Here is a 21702-nt window from a genome sequence, read left to right as displayed (position 1 = left end):
CGCCCCCTGCATACGAGCGCCGCATGAGCGCCTTACGACGGGACGGTCGTACGTCGATGAGCCCCCGCGCCGGGAACACCGGCCCCCACACTCTCGCGTTCGTCGAGAGCCCGGTCCAGCTGCTGAACGTGCTGGAGTGGGCGCACGCCCACGCTTCCGGCGCGGAGCTCACCCTCGTCGTGCTGTCCCCGACCGACCCGATGACCCGCGGCCAGCTGCGCCGGATGGCGGAACTCGCCCGCCAGGAGGGCCACGAGGTCCGCTGGGAGGAGGCGAGGGGTGGCCCCGCGGCCCCCTTCCAGACCATCGGGGGCCTCGCGGGCATGCTCCGCAAGGCGGACCGCGTGGTCCTGGGTGACCCCTTCTCCCGCTATGTACAGCTGCTCCTGACCATCACCCGCGCCACCGACCTGGTCGTGGTCGACGACGGCACGGCGACGATGGAGTTCGTGTCCCAACTGGCCCGCGGCGAACGCCTGGTGCGCTGGCACCGCAAGGGTGGCCGCCCGAGCCCCCGGGACCTGGCCTTCGCCCCGATCTCGGCGGCGGCCCGCAAGCGCCTGACGCCGGGGGCGGGCCGGGGAGTCGAGATATTCACCTCGATGCCGATGGAGGAGGCGCCGCCGGGAGTGACGATGTCGGTGAACTCCTTCGCCTGGACCCGCGGCCGCTTCGGCCCGCCGCGCATCACGAAGGGCGCGGACATGGTCGGCACCTCGCTGGTGGAGACAGGCGTGGTGGACGCCGACCGCTACCTGGAAGCGGTCACCCGCCTGGCCAAGACCCACGGTGCGACCCGCTACTTCGCCCACCGCCGCGAGGCGACGGAGAAGCTCCACCGGCTGGCCGTGGAGACGGGGCTGGAGATCGTCCGCCCGGACCTCCCCCTGGAGCTGATCGCCCGCCGCGGCCCGATCGGCCGTACGATCCTCAGCTTCCCGTCGACCGTGGTCCACACGCTGCCGCTGGCGCTCGCCGGTACGGAGGTCCGCGTGGCGGTCTGCGACATCGACCCGGACTGGCTGACGGAGACGGCTTCCCCGCGGGCGCAGGGATTCCTGTCGGGGGTCACTGGGACGGCCCGGGATGTGCACCGGCTGTCGGCGGTGGCGACGGGCTGACTCTCAGCTGCGTCGTCTAGCATCGTCGTTCACTTGTGCGACGTTCGATGAGGGCTACGACGGGGGCGGCTGGCGTGAGTGCCGAGGCGTTGCGGGAACGGCTGACGAACCTGGCGGCTGCCGGGCAGGGCAACCTGCGAGAACTCGTAGGGGAGTTCAGGCGCGGTGAGGTGCTGGTGCCGGTGGTGGACGGTTCGGTGCTCTCGGTGGAGGCGGGCGGGATTCGCTGGCTGTTTGCGTTCACGGATCTCGCGGCGCTGGAACGGTTCGCCGAGGCGCGGGGCGAGGCCGTACCCGGGTGGGTGCCGGTGTTCGGGGCGCGGTTGCTGGACCAGGTGGTGCCCGCGGTGGGCGGAACGGTGGGCGTCGCCGTGGACGCGGGAAGCGAAGCGGGTCTCGTACTGCCCCCGGTGACGGGGATCGTGCCGGACGCGGTGGCCGTGGACGTCCCCTCGAAGGAGTCGGCGGCATGAGCGACGGCTACCAGGTCGATCCGGAGGCGATGGAACGGATCACCCGCGGGATCAACCAGGCGATGGCGGAACTGAAGGAGTTCGGCTTCGACATCGAGGCGAACCTGGGCCGCGGCTTCGACGACCTGTCGATGACGGGCCTGGAGGTCGGCGACGACGGCCTCCAGCAGGTCTTCGCCGACTTCTGCGACCGCTGGGGCTGGGGCGTGCGTTCGCTGATGCAGGACGCGAACGAGTTCGCGGGCCGGCTGGGCCTGTCAGCGGGGATTTACCACGAGCAGGAGCAGTACGTCTCCGACACCCTGAAGTCGGTGTGGACGGCGGGCACGGGCAACCCGTACCTCTCTCCGGACGAGGTGAAGGAACGTTCCTGGTCGGAGACGCTGAAGGACAACCCGGTCTCCCAGGTGGCGAACGCCGACTACAGCGCGGAGTCCTTCACGTCCGGCCAGGACGAGGTGAAGGCGGCCTGGTCGCAGGCGGCCGAGGACGTGGAGACGTCGACGGTGACACCGGACGCGCTCTTCGATCCCCGCACGGACTGGCAGTGGAGCGGGCCCCCGTCTGCGACCCCTGACGGGGAGGGCGAGGGCTGATGGGCTTCGGGGATCTGGTCGACGACTTCGGCGACGGCCTGGAGAGCGCGGCCGACGGCCTGAACAAGGGTGTCGGCGAGGCGGTCGGCTGGGGCACGGACAAGACGGCGGGACTGCTGTCGGACGTGGGCGCGGACGGCGCGGCCGAGAAGGTCCGCGACGTCGGCGAGAGCGTGAACAACCGCCTGGGCGGCACGGTCGCCGAGCGCGCGCTGGGGGAGAGCGAGGACCCGAAGGAACTGGTCCACGGCAGTGAGCCGGCGCTCAGGGAACGGGCCGGGCATCTACGGAAGTTCGCGGCCGCCTTCGAGAACGTCGGCCAGGGCATGCGCTCCCTCGACCCGGGCGAGTGGCGGGGTCAGGCGGCGGACGCGTTCCGCGCGAAGTTCGACGTACAGCCGAAGCAGTGGCTGACGGCGGCGGACGCGTGCACGGCGGCGGCCACCGCACTGGACGCGTACGCGGACATGGTGGGATGGGCACAGCGGCGGGCACAGCTGGCGATCGACACCTACCGCCGGGCGCAGGACGCCTCCCGGCGGGCGGCGGACGCGTACGACGCGCAGGTGTCGGCGTACAACCGGGCGGCCGAGCGGTACAACGCGACCGCCGAGACGGGCGGCGACCCGGGCGTGAAGCCGACGAAGCCCGGCGATTTCGTCGACCCCGGGACGACAGGCCGCCAGGAGGCGGAGGAGATCCTGTCCCACGCCCGCAGCCAGCGCACCGAGGTGGCGCAGGATGCCCGCCGCAAGATAGCCACCGCCCTGGAGTCCGCTCCACCGAAGCCGGAGTTCACCGACCGCCTGGGCGCGGGCGCGGCGGACCTGTTCGTCGGCACCCAGCTCAACTCGGTCCACGTCCTGGGCGGCCTGCTGCGCGGCGGCACGGACGTCCTGAAACTGGCCCGCACGGTGAATCCGCTGGACCCGTACAACCTGACCCACCCCGGGGAGTGGGGCAAGAACTCGCAGTTGCTGCTGGCAGGTCTGGTGGGGACGGCGGCCCACCCCGAGCGGCTGCCGATGTCGATCCTGGGCACGGGGTGGTCGAGCGACCCCGGGGACGCGATGGGCTATCTCGCGTCGAACCTGATCGGGGGGAAGGGCGCGGGAGGGGTGGGCCGGGCGGCTGCGCGTGATGCTCTGCGCGGGGTTGCCAAGGACGCGGCGAGGGGAGCCGCACGCCAAGGCACGCGCCGGGGACTCATGGACGTCGCCCGGGAACTGAAGTGCAAGCTGTTCGGCGGCGACCCGATCGACATGGCCACCGGCCGCATGTCCCTCCCACAGACGGATGTGACGCTCCCGGCCCGACTTCCACTGATCTTCTCCCGCCAGTTCGAGTCGTCGTACCGGGCGGGGCGCTGGTTCGGCCCGTGCTGGACGTCGACGGCGGACCAGCGCCTGGAGATCGACGCCGAGGGAGTCGTCTTCGTCCGCGAGGACGGCTCGTTGCTGGCGTACCCGCACCCGGCGCCAGGCGTCCCGGTGCTGCCGACGGCGGGCGCTTCCTGGCCGCTGACGGTGGACGAGCGGGGCGACTACACGGTCACCGACCCGGAGTCCGGCCGCGTCTGGGACTTCGCGGGCCCGGGCGGCGACGGCACAGCCCTGCTTTCCCAGCTGATCGACCGCTCGGGCAGCCAGTGGCTGACCTTCGAGTACGACGACGAGGGCGCCCCCACGGGCATCGTGCACTCGTCCGGCTACGACCTGAGGATCACGACCGAGGGCGGCCGGATCACGGCCCTGCACCTGGCCGACGACATCGAATTGGTCCGCTTCACCTACGACACGCACAGCCACCTGTCCACGGTGACGAACTCCTCGGGCCTGCCGACCCGTTTCGCCAACGACGCGATCGGCCGGATCACGGCGTGGACGGACACGAACGACTCCTCGTACCACTACGCCTACGACGACGAGGACCGGTGTGTTTCTCAAGGCGGCGAGGCGGGCCACCTGCGCAACACGTACACCTACGGCGACCCGGACCCGGCCACCGGTCGTCGAACCGTCACAGCGGTCAACTCGCTGGGCCACAGCACCCGTTACGAGGTCAACGGCGACCTTCAGGTGGTGGCGGAAACCGCCCCGGACGGCGCCACGACCCACACCACCTACGACCACGCGCACCGCCCGCTGACCGTCACCGACCCACTGGGCCGCACGCGTGGCTATGCCTACGACGGGGCGGGCCGCACGGTCCTGGCGGTCCGCCCGGACGGCCGCTACACCAGCATCGCCTACAACGGCGGCGGCCTGCCCGTCGCGGTGACCGGCGCGGACGGCACCCACGTCACCCAGCAGTTCGACGAGTTCGGCAACCGCACGGCGGTGACCGACGCCTCGGGGACGACGACTCGCTTCACGTACGACGACCAGGGTCACCTGGAGTCCGTCACCAACGCCCTGGGGGACACCACACGGGTCCACTGCAATGCGGCGGGCCTTCCCCTGGAGATCACCGACCCCCTGGGCGCGGTGACCCGCTACGAACGCGACGCCTTCGGCCGCCCGGTGACGATCACGGACCCGACGGGCGCTGTGACCCACCTGGAGTGGACGGTGGAGGGCCGCCTGTCCCGCCGTACGGCGGCGGACGGCACGGCGGAATCCTGGACGTACGACGCCGAGGGCAACTGCACGGCCCACACGGACGCGTTGGGCGCGGTCTCCCGCTACGAATACACCCACTTCGACCTGTTGGCGGCCCGCACGGGCCCGGACGGCGTGCGCTACGAGTTCGCCCACGACACGGAACTGCGCCTGACGAAGGTCACGAATCCGCAGGGTCTGACGTGGAGTTATGAGTACGACCCGGCGGGCCGCCTGATCGCGGAGACGGACTTCGACGACCGCACGCTGACCTACACGCACGACCCGGCAGGCCAACTGAGCGCCAGCACCACGGCATCCGGCGACCCGCTCACCTTCTCCCGTGACGTCCTGGGCCGGGTGACCCGCAAGGAGGCGGCCGGGGCGGTCACGACATACGCCTACGACCCGTCGGGCGCCCTGGCGGAGGCGACGGGCCCGGACGCGGTCCTGAGGCTGCACCGGGACGAGGCGGGCCGGGTGCTGTCGGAGACGGTGAACGACCGCACGCTCACCTACACCTACGACGAGCTGGGCCGCAGAACGGGCCGCACCACCCCCACCGGCGCGACGACGAAGTGGTCGTACGACGCGTCGGGCAACCGCACCGGAATGGTGGCCTCGGGCCGCACCCTCACCTTCACCCACGACGAGGCAGGCCGCGAACTGACCCGCCACATCGGCGAGTCGGTGACCCTGAGCCAGGCCTTCGACCCGCTGGGCCGCCTGACGAAACAGGACCTGACCGGCCCGACAGGCCACCGCCTCCAGCACCGCGCATACACCTACCGAGCCGACGGCAACCTCACCGCCATCGACGACGACCTGAACGGCACCCGCCACTTCGACGTCGATGCGGCGGGCCGGGTGACGGCGGTCCACGCGGCGAACTGGACGGAGACGTACGCGTACGACGAAGCGGGAAACCAGACACATGCGTCCTGGCCGGCCGAACACCCGAGCAGCGAATCGGTCGGCGCCCGGGAGTACGTGGGCACCCGTATCACTCGCGCGGGCGCCATCCGTTACGAACACGACGAGGCGGGCCGCATCACCCTCCGCCAGAAGACCCGCCTGTCCCGCAAGCCGGACACCTGGCGCTACGAGTGGGACGTGGAGGACCGCCTCACTTCCGTGACGACTCCGGACGGCACTCGCTGGCGCTACCGCTACGACCCGTTGGGCCGCCGGATCGCGAAGCAGCGCCTGGCCCCCGACGGCGAATCGGTCCTGGAACAGGTCGACTTCACCTGGGACGGCACAACCCTTTGCGAACAGACCACGACGTCCCCGTCCCACCCCAACCCGGTCACGCTGACGTGGGACCACCAGGGCCTGCACCCGATCGCCCAGACGGAACGCATCACGGCGGCCGATGCCCCCCAGGACGAAATCGACTCCCGCTTCTTCGCCATCGTCACGGACTTGGTCGGCACTCCGACCGAACTCATCGACGAGGCCGGCGACATAGCCTGGCGCACCCGCACCACCCTCTGGGGCACCACGGCATGGGCTGCGGACAGCACGGCATATACCCCGCTCCGCTTTCCGGGCCAGTACTTCGACCCGGAGACGGGGCTCCACTACAACTACTTCCGGCACTACGACCCCGAAACGGCCCGGTACCTCACTCCTGATCCCCTCGGTCTCATCCCCGCACCGAACCCCACCACTTACGTCCACAATCCGCTCATCTGGGCCGATCCACTCGGCCTCACACCCTGTGAACCCGGCGAGGGCGAGCAGAGCCTCTTCAAAGCACCGCAGAGAGGCCAAGGTCAGCATCAGTACGAAAATGGCTACCTAGCTTCAGACTTCCCGGGTGGTCCGGACGACCCGTATATGAACGGCATGGCCTACTTTGCAAAGGAAAGGGAGCTGGCCGAGCGCTATGCCTCTCATTACAAAGAGGGCATAATCGAGGTGCGGATACCCGTGGGCGACTATGAAAAGTACTTTGCAATATTTGAGCATCCGTATGAAGGGGGGCCACTAACGGAACTGGAGATACCAAATACCGCAGTGGAGCGTCTGAATAATTACCCCAGGGAATGGCATAAATGAACGATGAAGAGGAATGGCGGCGCATTAAGGAGACCCATACGGTGGGTTCACCTGTCACAGGCATCGTTGCGGCACGTTTCCCCTTTGGCTTCTTCGTGAAATTGGACGGAATTTCGAAGGCGCAAGGATTTGTCGACGTAATATCCTATAATCCCCCTGGGGAATCTTCTGATCCTGAGGATTGGCCAGAGGTGGGAGAGCGTATCGATGGTGTAGTGGCGGATCTAGTTGATCGCGACCATCAGGTAAGAATACGAGTGGGACCTCCGAGGCAATGAATAGGTGACTATCAACTCTCACCTTGGCTGCCTTTCTTGGCAGCCCGAAGGTGTCCTGTATCGGGTACCAGGCCGCCAGGTATGCCGGGGGCGGACATGGGGCCCGGCGGACATGCTCGAAGCAATAAGATGCGTTCAATTTCCTGAGAAGCAACAGGTGAAGAATGTCGTTCGGTCCGGCTCCCGCGGGCTTCGGTCCTCCCACTCCGCCTTCCTGGAACCCTCCCTCAGAAGTCGAGCAAGCGCTGCTGGACGCCAAGTCTCGTGACGACTGGCCCGCGTACTTCGATGCACTTGCGCAGACTCGGGTGTACTTCGAGATCCAGCGCGACAAGGTGGACGCCAGGGCCACTGATATTCGCCCCCTCTTCGAGTCCGACCCCCGAGTCGCCGGTGGGAGGATCTGGGCTGTCTACACCGAGGGCATGTTGCCCGTGCCCGAACCGCATCGCGTGTTCGACTGGTATCCGCTTTCGTGGTTCGCGAAGGTCTGGGATCCGACCGACCCGCCGATGATCGTTGTCAATCCCAGGACACCGTGCGAGGCATTCCTTCCCTCCGCGCCGCCGCACGCCCACGCCTGGGGCCAGTACACCGACCGAAAGAAGGGCCCCTCGGACGAGGCAGCACTGCGGACTCTTCGGGTGGGCGGCCCATTGCACGGACCCGTGGCCCATGGGCTGGCTTGCGGTGCCCACCTCATCGTCCGCCAAGGCCTACCGTGGAACGCCCTGGCGTACCACGGTCAGGGCTACCCCGCGGAACGCGAAATGCTGCGAACCTCGTGGGGCATAACAAGCCATCAGCAGTGGCAGGCCCAGCAGCACGCCCTGCTGTCCACCGACGGCGCCAACCCGGTCTGGGAATTCGCCCTCGGTCTGCGCCGCGTCATCGCCCGTGACTTCGGCGGTTACGTCGAGACCGCCTTCTGGAGGGACTCGGCCGCGCGGGTTCTGCGCCAGCGTGCGGAGGGCGAAACCCTTCTCACCCCGGACGGCATCACGAAGACCGAACCCGTCCCTGCGGCGGAGACCGAGGCGCGCATCAAGGGCGTCCAGCACCTCATTGGCCGTATCACCCGCTACGAGGCCCGTATGCGCGCCGACGGCATCCTCGGTGACGGGCAGTACGTCACCTCCGCCGACGCCTGGGACCTGGGCCGCGCCTCCTGCATGGCCCGCTGGGGTCTGAGCACGCGCTACTGCGACCTGCCGGAAGCGGAGGCAGCCGTCGTCGAGGCCGGGTACAACTCAGCCCGCTGCTATGAGTCCTGGGAGGACTTCTCCGCCGCCTTCATCCTCGGCCGCTGTCTGCAGTTCGACAACGAGAAGTTCGGCAGTTGGTACCAGGACATGGTCACCGTCCACAGGATCCTGACCTCGGACCCAGGCAGTCCCTGGCTCAACATTCCCTTCCGATAGGGCTATCGGGGCTGCCATGCCCGTACGAGATCCTCCGGCCCCCAATGCGCGGTCAGCGGCAGACCGTCTGCCACCCCGCAGCGTGAGACCACGACACGTGCGGTGTCGGGATCGGCGCCGGGGACGGCAAGCATGTCCCGGACGAGTGCGTCGTACTCATGACGGCCGAAGGGCTGGTTCTCGAGCCACTTGATCGACCCGACAAAGTGCACCTGCCGGGCCACCGGCTCACGGTCTGCGCCGATGAGGTCGATCTCGGGGTTGTTCTGCCGGTTCCACCAGCCGCCGATGGCCTCGGTCTCGGTCCATTCACCGTCCGGAAGCAGGCGCAGCAATGACTCGCGAATCAGCGGCTCGACCGCACGACCACGCCAGGTGGTCCAGGATCGTTCGATGCGTTCCAGTGCCACGTCGCCACGCCCGCGCTCGATGAGCGGGATCGCGCGCTGCAGGAACGCCAGCCAGAACCGCAGGTACGGGTCAGCGATCCGGTAGCGCTTGTTCTTGCTGTCGGGTTTGACGGAGAGCGGGAGATCGGCAGTCAGAACCCGCTTGGCCTGCAGAGTGGTCAGCAGCGGCGAAAGTGTGCCGGACGGCAGCGCTCCGCCACCACCGGCCTGGGCCGCGATCGCGCTGAACGTGCGCTCACCACTGCCGATCGCTTCCAGTACGGCCCGTGAGTGCGACGCTTCCGGGAACTCACCCAACAGGGACAGCTCGCCGGCCACCAACAAGGCAGAGAGGGGGGTGGCGACGGAAGCCCGGAGGAAGTCGATGCGACTCATTCCCGGACGCCACGACTGCACGATCTCCGGAAATCCTCCCGTGATCAGCTGGGCATCCACGGCGTCTGCCGCGTTCAGCTCGGTCATGGCCTGCACGTCGGCGAGGTTGAGGGGATGGACGGTCATCTTCGCCGCCCGACCGAAGAACGGCCGTCCGTACGACTGCAACGCCTCCATCACCGACACATCGCTGCCGACGAGCAGGAGCAACACCGGCTTGGAGGACAGATGACGGTCCCAGACGGTCTGCAGTGCGCCCTCGAACTCCTGATCCTGCTCGACCAGCCATGGCACCTCGTCGATCACCGCGATGCTGGGTGAGTCATCGTTGATCGCGAGCGCCAGCGAACGCAGGGCCTGGTTCCAGTCCTGTGCCTGGAGACCGGCGACCAGCTCCGCCGCCGGCAGCGGAGAGTGCGCAAGAGCTGCGGCAAATTCGGCACGCTCCGTCACGGGATTACGCCCGCGCGTGGCCTGAAACACCACGTACGGCACTCCCGAGCGGTCGCAGAACTCCTGAACCAGCCGCGACTTTCCCACCCGGCGCCGACCAGTCATGATCACAGCTCGCCCCCGAGTGACCCCACTACCTTCTGTCACCGACGCGAGCTGCTCAGTCAACCGTTCGAGATCTGTGGCCCGACCATGAAACTCCACGTGACGACCTCCGCAACTAACGCAGATCCACTCTTACGTAGATTGAATCTTACTTTGTCCTTGGTTGCCTTTCTGGCACGCCGAAGTGGTCCCAACGTGCCGGGCGACGCTGTCCTGCGCCGGTTTCCTCGCCACCAGGAACGCCCTGGCCGGCTTCTCCTCGCCGAGGGGCTCTCACAGCCGAAGACCCCTTGCCAACCATCCGTCCTCCTGGTTAGTCTTATGACCGTAAGACATACGAACGTATGGCAATGGGTTTTGGAGGCCGCAATGACTACGACAAACCGACCGGTGGCACTCGTGACAGGCGCGTCCACAGGTATCGGAAGGGCGGCCGCCCTCGCGCTCGCCGCAGCGGGGTTCGAGACGGTGGGCACGAGCCGGAAGACCTCGGGAGCCGACCGTCGCGACGGCGTGACGTTCCTCGCCCTCGACGTGGGCAGCGACGATTCGGTCACTGCCGCGGTCGGGCAGGTGATCGAGCGGTTCGGGCGGATCGACGTCCTGGTCAACAACGCGGGCATCGGCTCCTCGGGCGCCGCCGAGGAGAACTCTCTCGAGCAGGCCCAGCGCCTCTTCAACATCAACCTCTTCGGTGTGATGCGCATGACCAAGGCCGTTCTCCCGCACATGCGCGCCCAGGGAAGCGGGCGCATCATCAACATCTCGTCCGTCCTCGGGTTCCTCCCGGCGCCCTACATGGCCACCTACTCGGCGTCCAAGCACGCGCTCGAGGGGTACACCGAGTCCCTGGACCACGAGATCCGCGAGTACGGGGTCCGCGCCCTCATCGTCCAGCCGGGGGGTACCAAGTCCGCGTTCGAGGCGAACACTGTCGAGCCCGACATGCCCATGGACATCTACGCGGAGCAGCGGCGCATCGCCGACAAACTGGCGGTGGCGGTCAACGAGGACGGCGACGACCCCGCCACCGTCGCGAAGGCGATCGTCGCGGCCGCCACCGACTCCAAGCCGAAGGTGCGGTACACCGCCGGCCGGCAGGCCCGGCTCGTCAGCGCGGCGCGCCGTATCCTTCCCGCCGGGGTCTTCGACGGACAGATCCGCAAGACGAACAAGCTCGCCGGCTGAGATCTGCAGAGACTTTCGCGAAAGCCGGGTCGTGTCGTGTTTCGGCTCAGCGTGCGGGCGGATGCGTCTTACGCCGCCGGTTTCCTTGCCACCAGGAACGCCCGGGACAGCTTTTCCTCGCCGAGGGGCTCCCTGAGTACTCGGACGATCACCTCGAAGCCTGCCTTGATCAGCGGTTCGACCACTGCCTCCGGTGCGCGTAGGTAGTAGTCCAGGGAGATCTTGTGGCCGAAGCGTTCGTCGAGGTGCATGTGGGTGCCGCCGGGCTCGTACTGGAAGCCGATCAGAGCGTGGGTGCCGGGAGCCAGGACGCGGTGGAACTCTGCGAAGGCCGTGGGGAGGTGGTCGTCCGGGACGTGGATGATCGAGTACAGCGCGGTGATGCCGCCCAGGGTTTCCGACGGTAGGTCGAGCGACGTCATCGAACCCACGTGGAAGCGGAGGTCCGGATGGGCTCTGCGGGCCAGTTCGACCATCTTCGGGGAGACGTCCACGCCGAAGACCGGGATGCCGAGTGCGGCGAGTTGGGCGGTCACGTGGCCCGGTCCGCTGCCGATGTCGGCCACGGGGCCCTTGCTCTGCTCCTTCACCAACTCCGCGAAGCCGGTGATCTGGGTTCTGTCCAGCGTGGGGATGCCGGCCCACTCGGAGAACTGCTCGGTGTAGGGCTCGGCGATCGTGTCGTACGCGGTTCGGGTGGCCCGTATGAAGTCGGGGTTCTCGGCGTTCACGGGCTGCACCCTAGCGGGGGGTCTTGGAGCGGCGGGTGGGAAGTTGCGGGGTGCCGCGAGGAGTTTGCCTGGCGGTCATCGGGCGGTGGGGTGCGGGGACTTGAGGGCTTCGAGGAAGGCGGTGAAGGTGCCGGGCGGGAAGGTGAGGGTGACACCGGCCGGGGTTTTGGAGTCGCGGATGGCTATGTGGGTGGGGTGGGTTGCGATCTCCACGCAGGAGTCGCCGTCGCCGGGGCCTGAGTATGACGACCTCCGCCAGTTGTCGGGGGTGGTCGCCTGTGCCTCACAGCTCCTTGGCCAACACGTTGGTGGGGAGTGCCGCGCGGAGTTCCCCCGGCGGTCATCAGACGGTGGGGTGCGGGGACTTCAGGGCTTCGAGGAAGGTGGTGAAGGTGTCGGGCGGGAAGGCGAGGATGGCGCCGGTCGGCGTCTTGGAGTCGCGGATGGCTATGTGGGTGGGGTGCGTTGCGATCTCCACGCAGGCATTGCCGTCGCCGCCGCCGGAGTAGGACGACTTCCGCCAGACTTCGCGCGTGCTCATAGGGTGCCTCACAGTTCCTTGGCCAGATTGTGGATCAGGTCGCGTGACTGTTCGGGATCGAGTGACGACGCCTCTACTCTACGGAAGAGTGTTCGGAATACGCCGAGTTGGGCCTCCGCGTCGATGAACGCCGTGCCGTGCGGAGCGTCGCGGACCACAGTGTCCAACCTCGGGATGCCGCCACCGGCGTAGATCATTGCGCTGCCCGTGTCGTCGAAGCGCTCCAGAGTGAACGGGATCACTCGGACGGTGATGTGGCCTGCTTCGGAGAGCTCCAGGATTCGGGCGAGTTGGGCCAGCGAGGTGGCCCGGCCGCCGACCCTGATTCGTAGTGCTGCCTCGTGGATCAAGGCCTGGTAGGGAATCGGTGTGGGCCTTTCGAGGATTGCTCGACGCTGCATGCGATGCCGCACACGCAGCTCGCGGTCGGTATCGGGGAGCTCAGGGATGCGGGTCGAGAAGAGAGCCCGTGCGTAGTCCTCGGTCTGGAGGAGGCCCGACACATGCAGCAAGTCCACGTCCCATCGGAAGGTGGCGTTGTGTTCCAGCTCGGAGAGGTCCAGGAACGGCGTGGGCAACTGCCCCCGGTACTCCTCCCACCAGCCGCGGGTCCGGTCGGTGGCCACGTGTACCAGGGCTGAGATCAACTTCTCGTCGGAGCAGGAGTAGTTGGCCGCCATGCTGCGCAAGCGTTTCTCGCTCACGCCGGTCAGGGCGGATTCGATCTGGCTGATCTGGCCGGAGCTCACGCCGAGCAGGGCAGCCGCCTCGCGTCCGGTGAGGCCAGCCTTCTCCCGCAGTCTGCGCAGTTCGGTTCCCAGTCGCATCTGCCGTGCGGTCGGTTCAGGCCTCAGTCCCGCCATGGAGTGCTCCTCGGATCAACACGCCCACAGGCGTGGCTCGTTCGGGGACAGATTACGCGATCAGGTTGCTAGACCTCGAATTGCAGGTCTACTGTCAGTGACGCGACGCACACTCTGTGGAATCGCCGGGATCCCGGAAGCGCACCGCCCCGTCCTGCCATGACGGCTGCGGCACTGCCACCACCCGAAGCCCCCTCCAGAACTGGAGTTGACCCATGCCCGAAAACGCCCCCTGGGAGTACGCCCTCTACATCCCGAACGACATCCGAGCCGTCACCGTCGCCCGCCGCACCCTCCGGCTCATCCTCACGATGCACGGTCTGATCCGCCTCACCGACACCGCGGAGCTGCTCGCGGCCGAGCTGGTCTCCAATGCCGTACGGCATACGAAGGGGCCGGCCGCCCTCAGGGTGCGCTGGTCGGCGGGGGTGCTGCGGATCGGGGCCTGGGATGCGGACCCTGCACCTCCGGAGCCGCCCGGTGAGTTGAACAGCATGGGGGAGGTGGAGGAGGGGCGGGGGTTGGCGCTGGTCAAGGCGTGCGCCGATCTGTGGGGGTGGCAGCCGTTGGCCAGGCACGGCAATCGGGGGAAGTTCGTGTGGTGTGAGCTGGCCGCCGCTTAGGAGGAGCCGTGGGGCCAGGGGGCGCCCGCTTCTTCGTCACGGTCGTGCTTCCGCGAGCCGCGTCAAGGGCGCTCCGCGTCGGCTGCGCCGATGGCCGTCCGGGCGCACTCCAGACGCGGCTCGCTTCAGCACGGGGGAGAAGCGAGCGGGCGGCCCGAGGGGAGCGGGGCCAGGTCCATGGGGTCAGAGTCCGCTGCGTCACGGTCCGGCGTCGCCGGGGCGCGGTCGCGTGGCGTATGTACGCCGGGTGGGGTGGTGGCTTCGGCGGCGTCGGCCGGTTCCTGGGGGTGAGATCGAGTGGTCAATGGGAGCCGGGGCCCGCGGAGCGCAAAGCGTGGCCACAATCACAGGCGCCGACTTCCAGCATCTCGGCGCGGCTCCCGGCAGAGTTCGGCGGACCTGTAAGCCAGGTGCGGCTTTCCCGAGGTCCCGCCCCCCGCCCACCACCGCCGATCACTCCATGGAGCCGCACCCGCACCCGACGGTGATGACCCGAACCCGCCCCCACCCGGTCCCAATGTCGTTCCGACAAATGAACAGAGCCGCCGGACGCAGGCGCAGCATGGTATGTGTGGGAAAAGAGGTTCCTACCCACCTCAAATCTCATCCATGCGTCGAGCGGCCATATTTTCTTCCCCCGGCGGGTTGAAGTTTTGTTGATCGCGGGTCGGTTGGTCGCCCCGGCGTCCTACCCTTTAGAGGGTGAAGCAACTGATGTCACTGGAGTCCGAGGTCGATCTTCCCGGGGAAGCCGTGCTTCCCGGCGTGCTGAGCGAGGAACTGCACGCCGAACTCGTAGTGTTCCGACGCGACTTGCACATGCACCCGGAGCTCGGCAACCAGGAGTTCCGAACCACCGCGGCGATCAAGGAACGACTGGAGAGGGCCGGCCTGAAGCCGCGCGTGCTCGCCGTCGGCACCGGGCTCGTGTGTGACATCGGGGAGTGGGACGGCGAGCGGCCCATGCTCGCCCTGCGCGCCGACATCGACGGCCTGCCCATCCCGGACACGAAGAGCGAGTGCTCGTACCGGTCGACCGTGCCCGATCGGGCGCATGCGTGCGGACACGACGTCCACACGGCCGTGGTGCTCGGGGCCGGGCTCGTCCTCGCCGACCTGCACAGGCGTGGGCTGCTGCCGCGGCCCGTGCGGCTGCTCTTCCAGCCCGCCGAGGAAGTGCTGCCCGGCGGTGCCGCCGACGCCATCGACTGCGGGGTGCTGGAGGGCGTCGGGAAGATGCTCGCCGTGCACTGCGACCCGCGGGTCGACGCCGGGAAGATCGGGCTCAGGACCGGTGCCATCACCTCCGCCTGCGACCGGCTGGAGATCTCCCTCGACGGGCCCGGTGGGCACACCGCCCGGCCGCACCTCACCACCGACCTCGTCACCGCCGCCGCCCGCGTCGTCACCGACGTGCCCGCTATCGTCGGGCGACGGGTGGACACGCGGGCCGGGCTCGCCGTGACCTGGGGGCGGATCGAGTCGGGGCACGCACCTAATGTGATCCCGCAGCACGCCGAGCTCTCCGGGACCGTGCGCTGCCTGGACCTCGACACCTGGCGGCAGGCCCCGGACATCGTGGTCGCCGCGATCGACGAGGTCGCCAATCTGCACCGGGCCAAGTCCGAGATCAACTACGTGCGTGGGGTTCCGCCCGTCGTCAACGACGCGGGCGTCACCGAGCTGCTCCGGGACGCCATGACCGTCCGGCGCGGAGCCGACTCGATCGAGGACACCGAGCAGAGCCTGGGCGGCGAGGACTTCTCCTGGTATCTGCAGCATGTGCCGGGTGCCATGGCGCGTCTCGGGGTGCGCACGCCGGGGGAGCGGACCGTGCGCGACCTCCACCAGGGCGACTTCGACGCCGACGAGTCCGCCATCACCGTCGGTGTGGAGATGTTCACGGCGGCGGCCCTGCTGGATGCCGCACAGTGATCCGAGCGTGACGGACGGCCCCCACGGGGGCCGTTCCGCCGACCGGCGCAACATGCTCGTAAGCCAATTGTGCGCACATCGAAATCCCGGTGTGCGAGGGCGGCAGAGCCTCAGTTCAGACGCTGTTTGCCTCGAATCGATAACGGCTTCGGAAGAGGTCTGTTTCCGACATCTACGCGCGTTACGATGCCGCGAAGCCAACGCCGCAGGGGCGTACAGGCCCGGGCACTGGCATGGTGCTCACATGAAGCGCCGACAAGGCGCTCAGGTCAGGTGAAGGAGCCTCCCGTGCGCCGGGTAGCCAAGCTTTCCGCTGCGTGTATCGCCACCGCAGCTCTCGCACTGACTGCCACAGCCTGTGGCAGCACCTCCTCCGAGGACGACAGCTCCTCGTCCGCCTCCGCGGGCAGCGGCAAGGGCGGTATCAAGATCGGTCTCGCCTACGACGTCGGCGGCCGCGGTGACCGTTCCTTCAACGACTCCGCCGCGCGCGGTGCCGACAAGGCCGAGAAGGAGTTCAACGGTTCCATCAAGGAGCTCACCGCCAAGAGCTCCGACACCGAGGCCGACCGTGAGCAGCGCCTGACCGACCTGGCGGACGCCGGTTACAACCCGATCGTCGCCGTCGGCTTCTCCTACGCCACCTCGGTGGACAAGGTCGCCGCGAAGTACCCGAAGGTCAACTTCGGCCTCATCGACTCGGTCGCGACCGCCAAGAACGTCGACAGCATCACCTTCACCGAGGAGCAGGGCTCCTACCTCGCCGGTGTCGCCGCCGCGCTGAAGACCAAGAAGTCCCACGTCGGCTTCATCGGCGGTGTGGACACCCCGCTGATCAAGAAGTTCGCGGCGGGCTACGTCCAGGGCGTCAAGGACACCAAGCCCGGCGTCAAGGTCGACGTCCAGTACCTGACCCACGGCTCCGACCTGTCCGGCTTCGCCAGCCCCGACAAGGGCAAGGAGGCCGCGTCCGGCCAGCTCGACGGCGGCGCCGACGTGATCTACACCGCGGCCGGCTCCTCCGGCAACGGCGCCATCGAGGCCGTCTCCGGCGTCAAGGGCGCGTGGGCCATCGGCGTGGACTCGGACCAGTACAACATCCCGGGTCTGAGCAAGTACAAGAACTCGATCCTGACCTCGATGGTCAAGAACGTCGACGTCGGCGTCTACGACTTCGTCAAGTCCGTGCACGACGGCAAGCCGCTGACCGGCAACCAGATCTACTCCCTCGCCAAGGGCGGTGTCGGCCTGGCCACCAGCGGTGGCTTCATCGACGACATCCAGCCGCAGCTGGACGCCGCGAAGAAGAAGATCGTCGACGGCACCGTCAAGGTCAAGACCAGCTGACCTGACGGTTCCCGCCGGAACCCGGGCTCGACGAGGGGGCCTCGACAACCCCCTCGTCGAGCCATAACAATGTGTCAACTCTACGCGTGTAGCACGGAGTTGCCGCGCTAGCGTCACCGACGCCTGCCCTCCCCTACGCAGCCCCTTTTCCCCGAGGAGAGTGCGCCATCAACGCGTCCAGCCCTCCCGCTGCCGTCGAACTGCGCGGCATCACCAAGCGATTCCCCGGCGTCGTCGCCAACAAGGACATCGACATCACCGTCCGCACGGGCACCGTGCACGCCCTGTGCGGTGAGAACGGTGCCGGCAAGTCCACCCTGATGAAGATCCTCTACGGCATGCAGCAGCCGGACGAGGGCACCATCACGGTGAACGGCGAGACGGTCACCTTCCACACCCCCGCCGACGCCATCGGCCGCGGCATCGGCATGGTGCACCAGCACTTCATGCTCGCCGACAACCTCACGGTCCTGGAGAACGTCGTCCTGGGCGCGGAGAAGCTGTACGGCATCGGCGCCAAGGCCCGCGCGAAGATCAGGGAGATCTCCAACGCGTACAGCCTGAACGTACGCCCCGACGTCCTGCTGGAGGAGCTCGGCGTCGCCGACCGCCAGCGCGTGGAGATCCTCAAGGTCCTCTACCGCGGCGCCAAGACGCTGATCCTCGACGAGCCCACCGCCGTCCTCGTGCCGCAGGAGGTCGACGCCCTCTTCGACAACCTGCGCGAGCTCAAGGCCGAAGGCCTCACCGTCATCTTCATCTCGCACAAGCTCGGCGAAGTCCTCTCCGTCGCCGACGAGATCACGGTCATCCGGCGCGGCACCACCGTCGGCACGGTCAAGCCCGCCGGCACCACCCCCAAGCAGCTCGCCGAGCTGATGGTCGGCAGCGAACTGCCCACCCCGGAGACCGAGGAGTCCACGGTCACCGACGTCCCGCTGCTGAAGCTGGACGGTCTGCGCCTGGCCCAGACCGACCTCGACGGCATCGAGCGCATCATCCTCGACGACATCTCGTTCACCATCCACAAGGGCGAGGTCCTCGGTATCGCCGGTGTGGAGGGCAACGGCCAGTCCGAACTGGTCGAGGCCATCATGGGCATCCGCAACCCCGACTCCGGCACGGTCGTCCTCGACGGCACCGACATCTCCCACGCCCCCACCCGCCGCCGCCGCGAGGCCGGCGTCGGCTACATCCCCGAGGACCGCCACCGCCACGGTCTGCTCCTCGAGGCCCCGCTGTGGGAGAACCGCATCCTCGGCCACGTCACCGAGAAGCCCAACTCCCGCGGCCAGCTGCTCGACATCAAGGCGGCCCGCACCGACACCGAGCGCATCATCAAGGCGTACGACGTCCGCACCCCGGGCATCGACGTCACCGCCGCCTCCCTGTCCGGCGGCAACCAGCAGAAGCTGATCGTCGGCCGCGAGATGAGCCACGCGCCCACGCTGCTCATCGCCGCCCACCCCACCCGCGGTGTGGACGTCGGCGCGCAGGCCGCGATCTGGGACCACATCCGCCAGGCCCGCCGCGAGGGCCTGGCCGTGCTGCTGATCTCGGCCGACCTGGACGAGCTCATCGGCCTGTCCGACACCCTGCGGGTGATGTACCGGGGCCGACTGGTCGCCGACGCCGACCCCGCCACCATCACCCCCGAGGAGCTGGGCTCCGCGATGACCGGTGCTGCCACCGGGCACCTGGAGCACGCAGAGGACTCCGCAGCGGACGACGAGGACGACGCCCGATGAACAAGCTGACCCAACGCATCGACAAGGAGCGGCTGCTCCTCGGCATCGCGGCGCCGCTGCTGGCGGTCGTCGCCGCACTCGTCGTGACCACCCTGGTGATCCTCGCCACCGGCAAGAACCCGGGCGCCGCCTTCAGCGACATGCTGACCTACGGCTCCGCCAGCGACAGCCAGGTCTACATCCTCAACAAGGCGACGACGTACTACCTCGCGGGTGTCGCGGTGGCCATCGGCTTCCGCATGAACCTGTTCAACATCGGCGTCGACGGCCAGTACCGCATCGCCGCGTTCTTCGCCGCCGTCCTCGGTGGCGCGCTGACCACGCCCGGCTGGATCTCCATCCCGCTGATCATCCTGTGCGCCATGGGCACCGGTGCCGTGTGGGCGGGCATCGCGGGCGTTCTGAAGGTGACCCGCGGCGTCAGCGAGGTCATCTCGACGATCATGCTCAACGCGATCGCCACCGCGATCATCGCCTATCTGCTCCAGCCCGGAAAGCTCGCCGAACTCCAGGCCGGCGGCACGGTCGTCTCCACCAAGCCGCTGCCGTCGTCCTCGTACTTCTTCCAGATCGACACCGGCGCCGCGGGCGTGCTGTGGGGCTTCATCGTCATCGCCGCGCTCGTCGGCATCGCGTACTGGTTCGTCCTCGGCCGCACCCGCTTCGGCTTCGACCTGCGCACCGTCGGCCAGTCCGAGAGCGCCGCAGCCGCGAGCGGTGTCTCGGTGAAGAGGATGATCGCCACCAGCATGCTCATCTCGGGCGCGGTGGCCGGCCTGATCGGCATGCCGACCCTCCTCAACGACAGCCACCAGTTCAGCAACGACTTCCCGACCGGCATCGGCTTCACCGGCATCGCCATCGCCCTGCTCGGCCGCAACAACCCGGTCGGCATCGCGCTGGGCGCGCTGCTGTGGGGCTTCCTGGAGCGCACGACCAACCACCTGGAGTTCGAGGGCTACGACAAGGAGATCCTCGGCGTCATCCAGGGCGTCATCGTCCTGTGCGTCGTCATCGCCTACGAAGTCGTACGCCGTTACGGACTCAAGCGCCAGCAGCAGCGGGTCGGCGCCGAGCTCGCCGCCCAGGCCGCAGCCACGACCCAGAAGCAGGAGGTGGCGTGATGACTGCCACGATGACCGACACGCCGCCCCCCGCGGCACCCAAGGCGGACACCGCCACCCGGTCGGGCCGTTCGCTCGGCCAGATCCTCATGATCGTGGCCGGTGCGCTGCTGCTCGTCGCGGCGGTCCGCGTCATCTCCGGCTCCGACCAGCTCACCTCCGAGGGCCAGGTCTCCGCGGCGCTCAGCCTGGCCGTGCCGATCGGCCTCGCCGGTCTGGCCGGTCTGTGGTCCGAGCGGTCCGGCGTGGTCAACATCGGCCTCGAGGGCATGATGATCCTCGGCACCTTCGGCGCCGGCTGGATCGGCTGGCAGTCCAGCCCCTGGCTCGGCCTCCTGTGCGGCGTGGGCTTCGGCGTCCTGGGCGGCCTGCTGCACGCGGTCGCGACCGTCACCTTCGGCGTCGACCACATCGTCTCCGGTGTCGCGATCAACCTCCTCGCGCTCGGCACCACCCAGTACCTCGCCAAGCTCTTCTTCGTGGACGGCAAGGCGGAGGAAGCGGGCGGCAACCCCAAGCAGTCCCCGCCCGTGGACTCGCTGCCCAGCTTCGACGTCCCGGGCATCTCGAGCGGACTGCACTCCATCGAGAACCACCACTGGTTCCTGATCTCCGACATCGCGGGCATCCTCGGCGGTCTGTTCACCGACCTGTCCATCGTGACGGTCCTGGCGGTCGTGCTGTTCGTCGGCAGCTGGTGGCTGCTGTGGCGCACCCCGTTCGGCCTGCGGCTGCGCTCCTGCGGTGAGAACCCGATGGCCGCCGAGTCCCTCGGCGTCAACGTCTACAAGTACAAGTACATGGCCGTGGCCGTCTCCGGCGGCCTCGCCGGCCTCGGCGGCGCCTTCCTGGCCCTGGTCACCTCGCACACCTACCTGGAGGGCCAGACCGGCGGACGCGGCTACATCGGTCTGGCGGCCATGATCTTCGGCAACTGGCGGCCCGGCGGACTCGCCATGGGCGCGGGCCTGTTCGGCTACTCCGACGCGCTCCAGCTGCGCAGCGGCGGCGAGACCGTCCACGCGCTGCTGCTCCTGCTGTTCGTGCTGCTCCTGGCGATGGCCGGCTGGAAGCTGTACAAGAAGGCCCACTGGCAGGGCGGCATCAGCCTCATGGTGGCCGCGGGCGTCCTGGTCTGGTACCTGGTCACCGACGAGGTCCCGAGCGACTTCGTGGGCGCCACCCCGTACGTCGTCACCCTGCTGGTGCTGTCGCTGTCCGCGCAGCGCCTGCGGATGCCCAAGGCGGACGGCATGCGTTACCGGAAGGGCCAGGGCAAGTGACCCCGCGGTCCGACGTCGACTGGGAGTCGCTGCGCGAGCGGGCCCGGGACGCCATGTCCCGGGCGTACGCCCCGTACTCCGGCTACCCGGTCGGCGTGGCCGCCCTGGTCGACGACGGCCGTACGATCACCGGCTGCAACGTCGAGAACGCCTCCTACGGCCTCGGCCTGTGCGCCGAGTGCGGTCTGGTCTCGGAGCTGCAGAACACGGGCGGCGGCCGCCTCACGCACTTCACCTGCGTCGACGGCAGGGGCGAGATCCTCGTCCCCTGCGGCCGCTGCCGGCAGCTGCTGTACGAGTTCGGCGGCCCCGACCTGCTCATGGAGACCCCGGCGGGGATCCTGCCGCTGTCGGAGATGCTGCCGCAGGCCTTCGGGCCGGGGCATCTCACCAAGTAATTCCCGGAAGGAAAGCCCTGCATGG

18 protein-coding genes and 1 pseudogene are annotated in these 21702 nt (G+C 68.3%); 14 read left to right on the top strand and 5 right to left on the bottom strand.

From position 1 onward, the window contains the following. Window positions 1-56: 56 nt before the first annotated feature. The 6 genes from M2157_RS18900 to M2157_RS49130 all read left to right on the top strand — a co-directional run bounded on the left by M2157_RS18900 (window position 57) and on the right by M2157_RS49130 (window position 8553). Window positions 57-1121, top strand: coding sequence for a hypothetical protein (locus M2157_RS18900; protein WP_280863818.1), 1065 nt, complete (start codon window positions 57-59; stop codon window positions 1119-1121). Window positions 1122-1195: 74 nt separating this feature from the next. Continuing rightward, the gene (locus M2157_RS18895) at window positions 1196-1594 is read left to right on the top strand and encodes an SseB family protein (RefSeq protein WP_280862936.1); all 399 of its coding nucleotides are present in this window, start codon (window positions 1196-1198) and stop codon (window positions 1592-1594) included. Further along, window positions 1591-2190, top strand: a complete 600-nt coding sequence (locus M2157_RS18890; RefSeq protein ID WP_280865780.1) for a hypothetical protein — start codon at window positions 1591-1593, stop codon at window positions 2188-2190. Before M2157_RS18895 ends, M2157_RS18890 begins: the two co-directional genes overlap by 4 nt. Next, window positions 2190-6854 carry a putative T7SS-secreted protein gene (locus M2157_RS18885; protein ID WP_280865779.1) on the top strand — a complete coding sequence of 1555 codons (4665 nt, stop codon included), beginning with the start codon at window positions 2190-2192 and terminating at the stop codon, window positions 6852-6854. Before M2157_RS18890 ends, M2157_RS18885 begins: the two co-directional genes overlap by 1 nt. Then, window positions 6851-7132, top strand: a complete 282-nt coding sequence (locus M2157_RS18880; protein WP_280865777.1) for a hypothetical protein — start codon at window positions 6851-6853, stop codon at window positions 7130-7132. Before M2157_RS18885 ends, M2157_RS18880 begins: the two co-directional genes overlap by 4 nt. Before the next feature lie 770 nt (window positions 7133-7902). Then, window positions 7903-8553, top strand: a complete 651-nt coding sequence (locus M2157_RS49130) for a DUF1266 domain-containing protein (RefSeq protein ID WP_348541795.1) — start codon at window positions 7903-7905, stop codon at window positions 8551-8553. Window positions 8554-8555: 2 nt separating this feature from the next. Here M2157_RS49130 and M2157_RS18870 read toward each other — a convergent pair whose 3' ends face one another. Then, complete coding sequence (locus M2157_RS18870; protein ID WP_280865775.1) at window positions 8556-9995, bottom strand: DUF234 domain-containing protein; 1440 nt, start codon at window positions 9993-9995, stop codon at window positions 8556-8558. A 270-nt stretch (window positions 9996-10265) separates the two neighbouring features. Between M2157_RS18870 and M2157_RS18865 the strand changes: the two genes are divergently transcribed. Continuing rightward, window positions 10266-11084 (top strand): oxidoreductase, encoded by an 819-nt coding sequence (locus M2157_RS18865; RefSeq protein WP_280865774.1) that lies wholly within the window; start codon window positions 10266-10268, stop codon window positions 11082-11084. A gap of 68 nt (window positions 11085-11152) precedes the next feature. On the opposite strand, the gene M2157_RS18860 is transcribed toward M2157_RS18865, so the two are convergent. The 4 genes and pseudogenes from M2157_RS18860 to M2157_RS18845 all read right to left on the bottom strand — a co-directional run bounded on the left by M2157_RS18860 (window position 11153) and on the right by M2157_RS18845 (window position 13219). Beyond that, window positions 11153-11815, bottom strand: a complete 663-nt coding sequence (locus M2157_RS18860) for a class I SAM-dependent methyltransferase (protein WP_280862929.1) — start codon at window positions 11813-11815, stop codon at window positions 11153-11155. Window positions 11816-11890: 75 nt separating this feature from the next. Next, window positions 11891-12085 (bottom strand): annotated as a pseudogene (locus tag M2157_RS18855) (DUF397 domain-containing protein); the annotation flags it as partial. Between the two features lie 73 nt (window positions 12086-12158). Then, complete coding sequence (locus tag M2157_RS18850) at window positions 12159-12356, bottom strand: DUF397 domain-containing protein (protein WP_280862928.1); 198 nt, start codon at window positions 12354-12356, stop codon at window positions 12159-12161. 8 nt (window positions 12357-12364) lie between these two features. After that, complete coding sequence (locus M2157_RS18845; RefSeq protein ID WP_280865773.1) at window positions 12365-13219, bottom strand: helix-turn-helix transcriptional regulator; 855 nt, start codon at window positions 13217-13219, stop codon at window positions 12365-12367. A 215-nt stretch (window positions 13220-13434) separates the two neighbouring features. Here M2157_RS18845 and M2157_RS18840 point away from each other — a divergent pair, with 215 nt between their 5' ends. The 7 genes from M2157_RS18840 to M2157_RS18810 all read left to right on the top strand — a co-directional run bounded on the left by M2157_RS18840 (window position 13435) and on the right by M2157_RS18810 (window position 21677). Continuing rightward, complete coding sequence (locus M2157_RS18840) at window positions 13435-13842, top strand: ATP-binding protein (RefSeq protein ID WP_280865771.1); 408 nt, start codon at window positions 13435-13437, stop codon at window positions 13840-13842. A 714-nt stretch (window positions 13843-14556) separates the two neighbouring features. After that, on the top strand, window positions 14557-15777 hold the full coding sequence (locus M2157_RS18835) for a M20 family metallopeptidase (protein ID WP_280863817.1): 1221 nt from the start codon (window positions 14557-14559) through the stop codon (window positions 15775-15777). Between the two features lie 288 nt (window positions 15778-16065). After that, window positions 16066-17124 carry a BMP family ABC transporter substrate-binding protein gene (locus M2157_RS18830; protein ID WP_280862925.1) on the top strand — a complete coding sequence of 353 codons (1059 nt, stop codon included), beginning with the start codon at window positions 16066-16068 and terminating at the stop codon, window positions 17122-17124. 200 nt (window positions 17125-17324) lie between these two features. Next, window positions 17325-18872, top strand: coding sequence for an ABC transporter ATP-binding protein (locus tag M2157_RS18825; RefSeq protein WP_280868238.1), 1548 nt, complete (start codon window positions 17325-17327; stop codon window positions 18870-18872). Then, complete coding sequence (locus M2157_RS18820; RefSeq protein ID WP_280862924.1) at window positions 18869-19996, top strand: ABC transporter permease; 1128 nt, start codon at window positions 18869-18871, stop codon at window positions 19994-19996. The genes M2157_RS18825 and M2157_RS18820 overlap by 4 nt, the downstream gene beginning before the upstream one ends. Next, complete coding sequence (locus tag M2157_RS18815) at window positions 19996-21279, top strand: ABC transporter permease (protein ID WP_280862923.1); 1284 nt, start codon at window positions 19996-19998, stop codon at window positions 21277-21279. The genes M2157_RS18820 and M2157_RS18815 overlap by 1 nt, the downstream gene beginning before the upstream one ends. Beyond that, entirely contained in the window at window positions 21276-21677 is a 402-nt protein-coding gene (locus M2157_RS18810; protein ID WP_280865770.1) for a cytidine deaminase, read from the top strand. The genes M2157_RS18815 and M2157_RS18810 overlap by 4 nt, the downstream gene beginning before the upstream one ends. Window positions 21678-21702 lie beyond the last annotated feature (25 nt).

The organism is Streptomyces sp. SAI-127 (genome assembly GCF_029894425.1).
In the GTDB taxonomy this organism is placed as follows: Bacteria; Actinomycetota; Actinomycetes; order Streptomycetales; family Streptomycetaceae; genus Streptomyces.
This window is presented reverse-complemented; position numbering and strand designations above follow the sequence as displayed.

Coding starts and splice junctions, on each gene's coding strand:
- M2157_RS18880 (WP_280865777.1), top strand. CDS start 6,851: ATGAACGATGAAGAGGAATGGCGGCGCATTAAGGAGACCCATACGGTG.
- M2157_RS18845 (WP_280865773.1), bottom strand. CDS start 13,219: ATGGCGGGACTGAGGCCTGAACCGACCGCACGGCAGATGCGACTGGGA.
- M2157_RS49130 (WP_348541795.1), top strand. CDS start 7,903: ATGCTGCGAACCTCGTGGGGCATAACAAGCCATCAGCAGTGGCAGGCC.
- M2157_RS18885 (WP_280865779.1), top strand. CDS start 2,190: ATGGGCTTCGGGGATCTGGTCGACGACTTCGGCGACGGCCTGGAGAGC.
- M2157_RS18840 (WP_280865771.1), top strand. CDS start 13,435: ATGCCCGAAAACGCCCCCTGGGAGTACGCCCTCTACATCCCGAACGAC.
- M2157_RS18865 (WP_280865774.1), top strand. CDS start 10,266: ATGACTACGACAAACCGACCGGTGGCACTCGTGACAGGCGCGTCCACA.
- M2157_RS18900 (WP_280863818.1), top strand. CDS start 57: ATGAGCCCCCGCGCCGGGAACACCGGCCCCCACACTCTCGCGTTCGTC.
- M2157_RS18890 (WP_280865780.1), top strand. CDS start 1,591: ATGAGCGACGGCTACCAGGTCGATCCGGAGGCGATGGAACGGATCACC.
- M2157_RS18835 (WP_280863817.1), top strand. CDS start 14,557: ATGTCACTGGAGTCCGAGGTCGATCTTCCCGGGGAAGCCGTGCTTCCC.
- M2157_RS18820 (WP_280862924.1), top strand. CDS start 18,869: ATGAACAAGCTGACCCAACGCATCGACAAGGAGCGGCTGCTCCTCGGC.
- M2157_RS18815 (WP_280862923.1), top strand. CDS start 19,996: ATGACTGCCACGATGACCGACACGCCGCCCCCCGCGGCACCCAAGGCG.
- M2157_RS18850 (WP_280862928.1), bottom strand. CDS start 12,356: ATGAGCACGCGCGAAGTCTGGCGGAAGTCGTCCTACTCCGGCGGCGGC.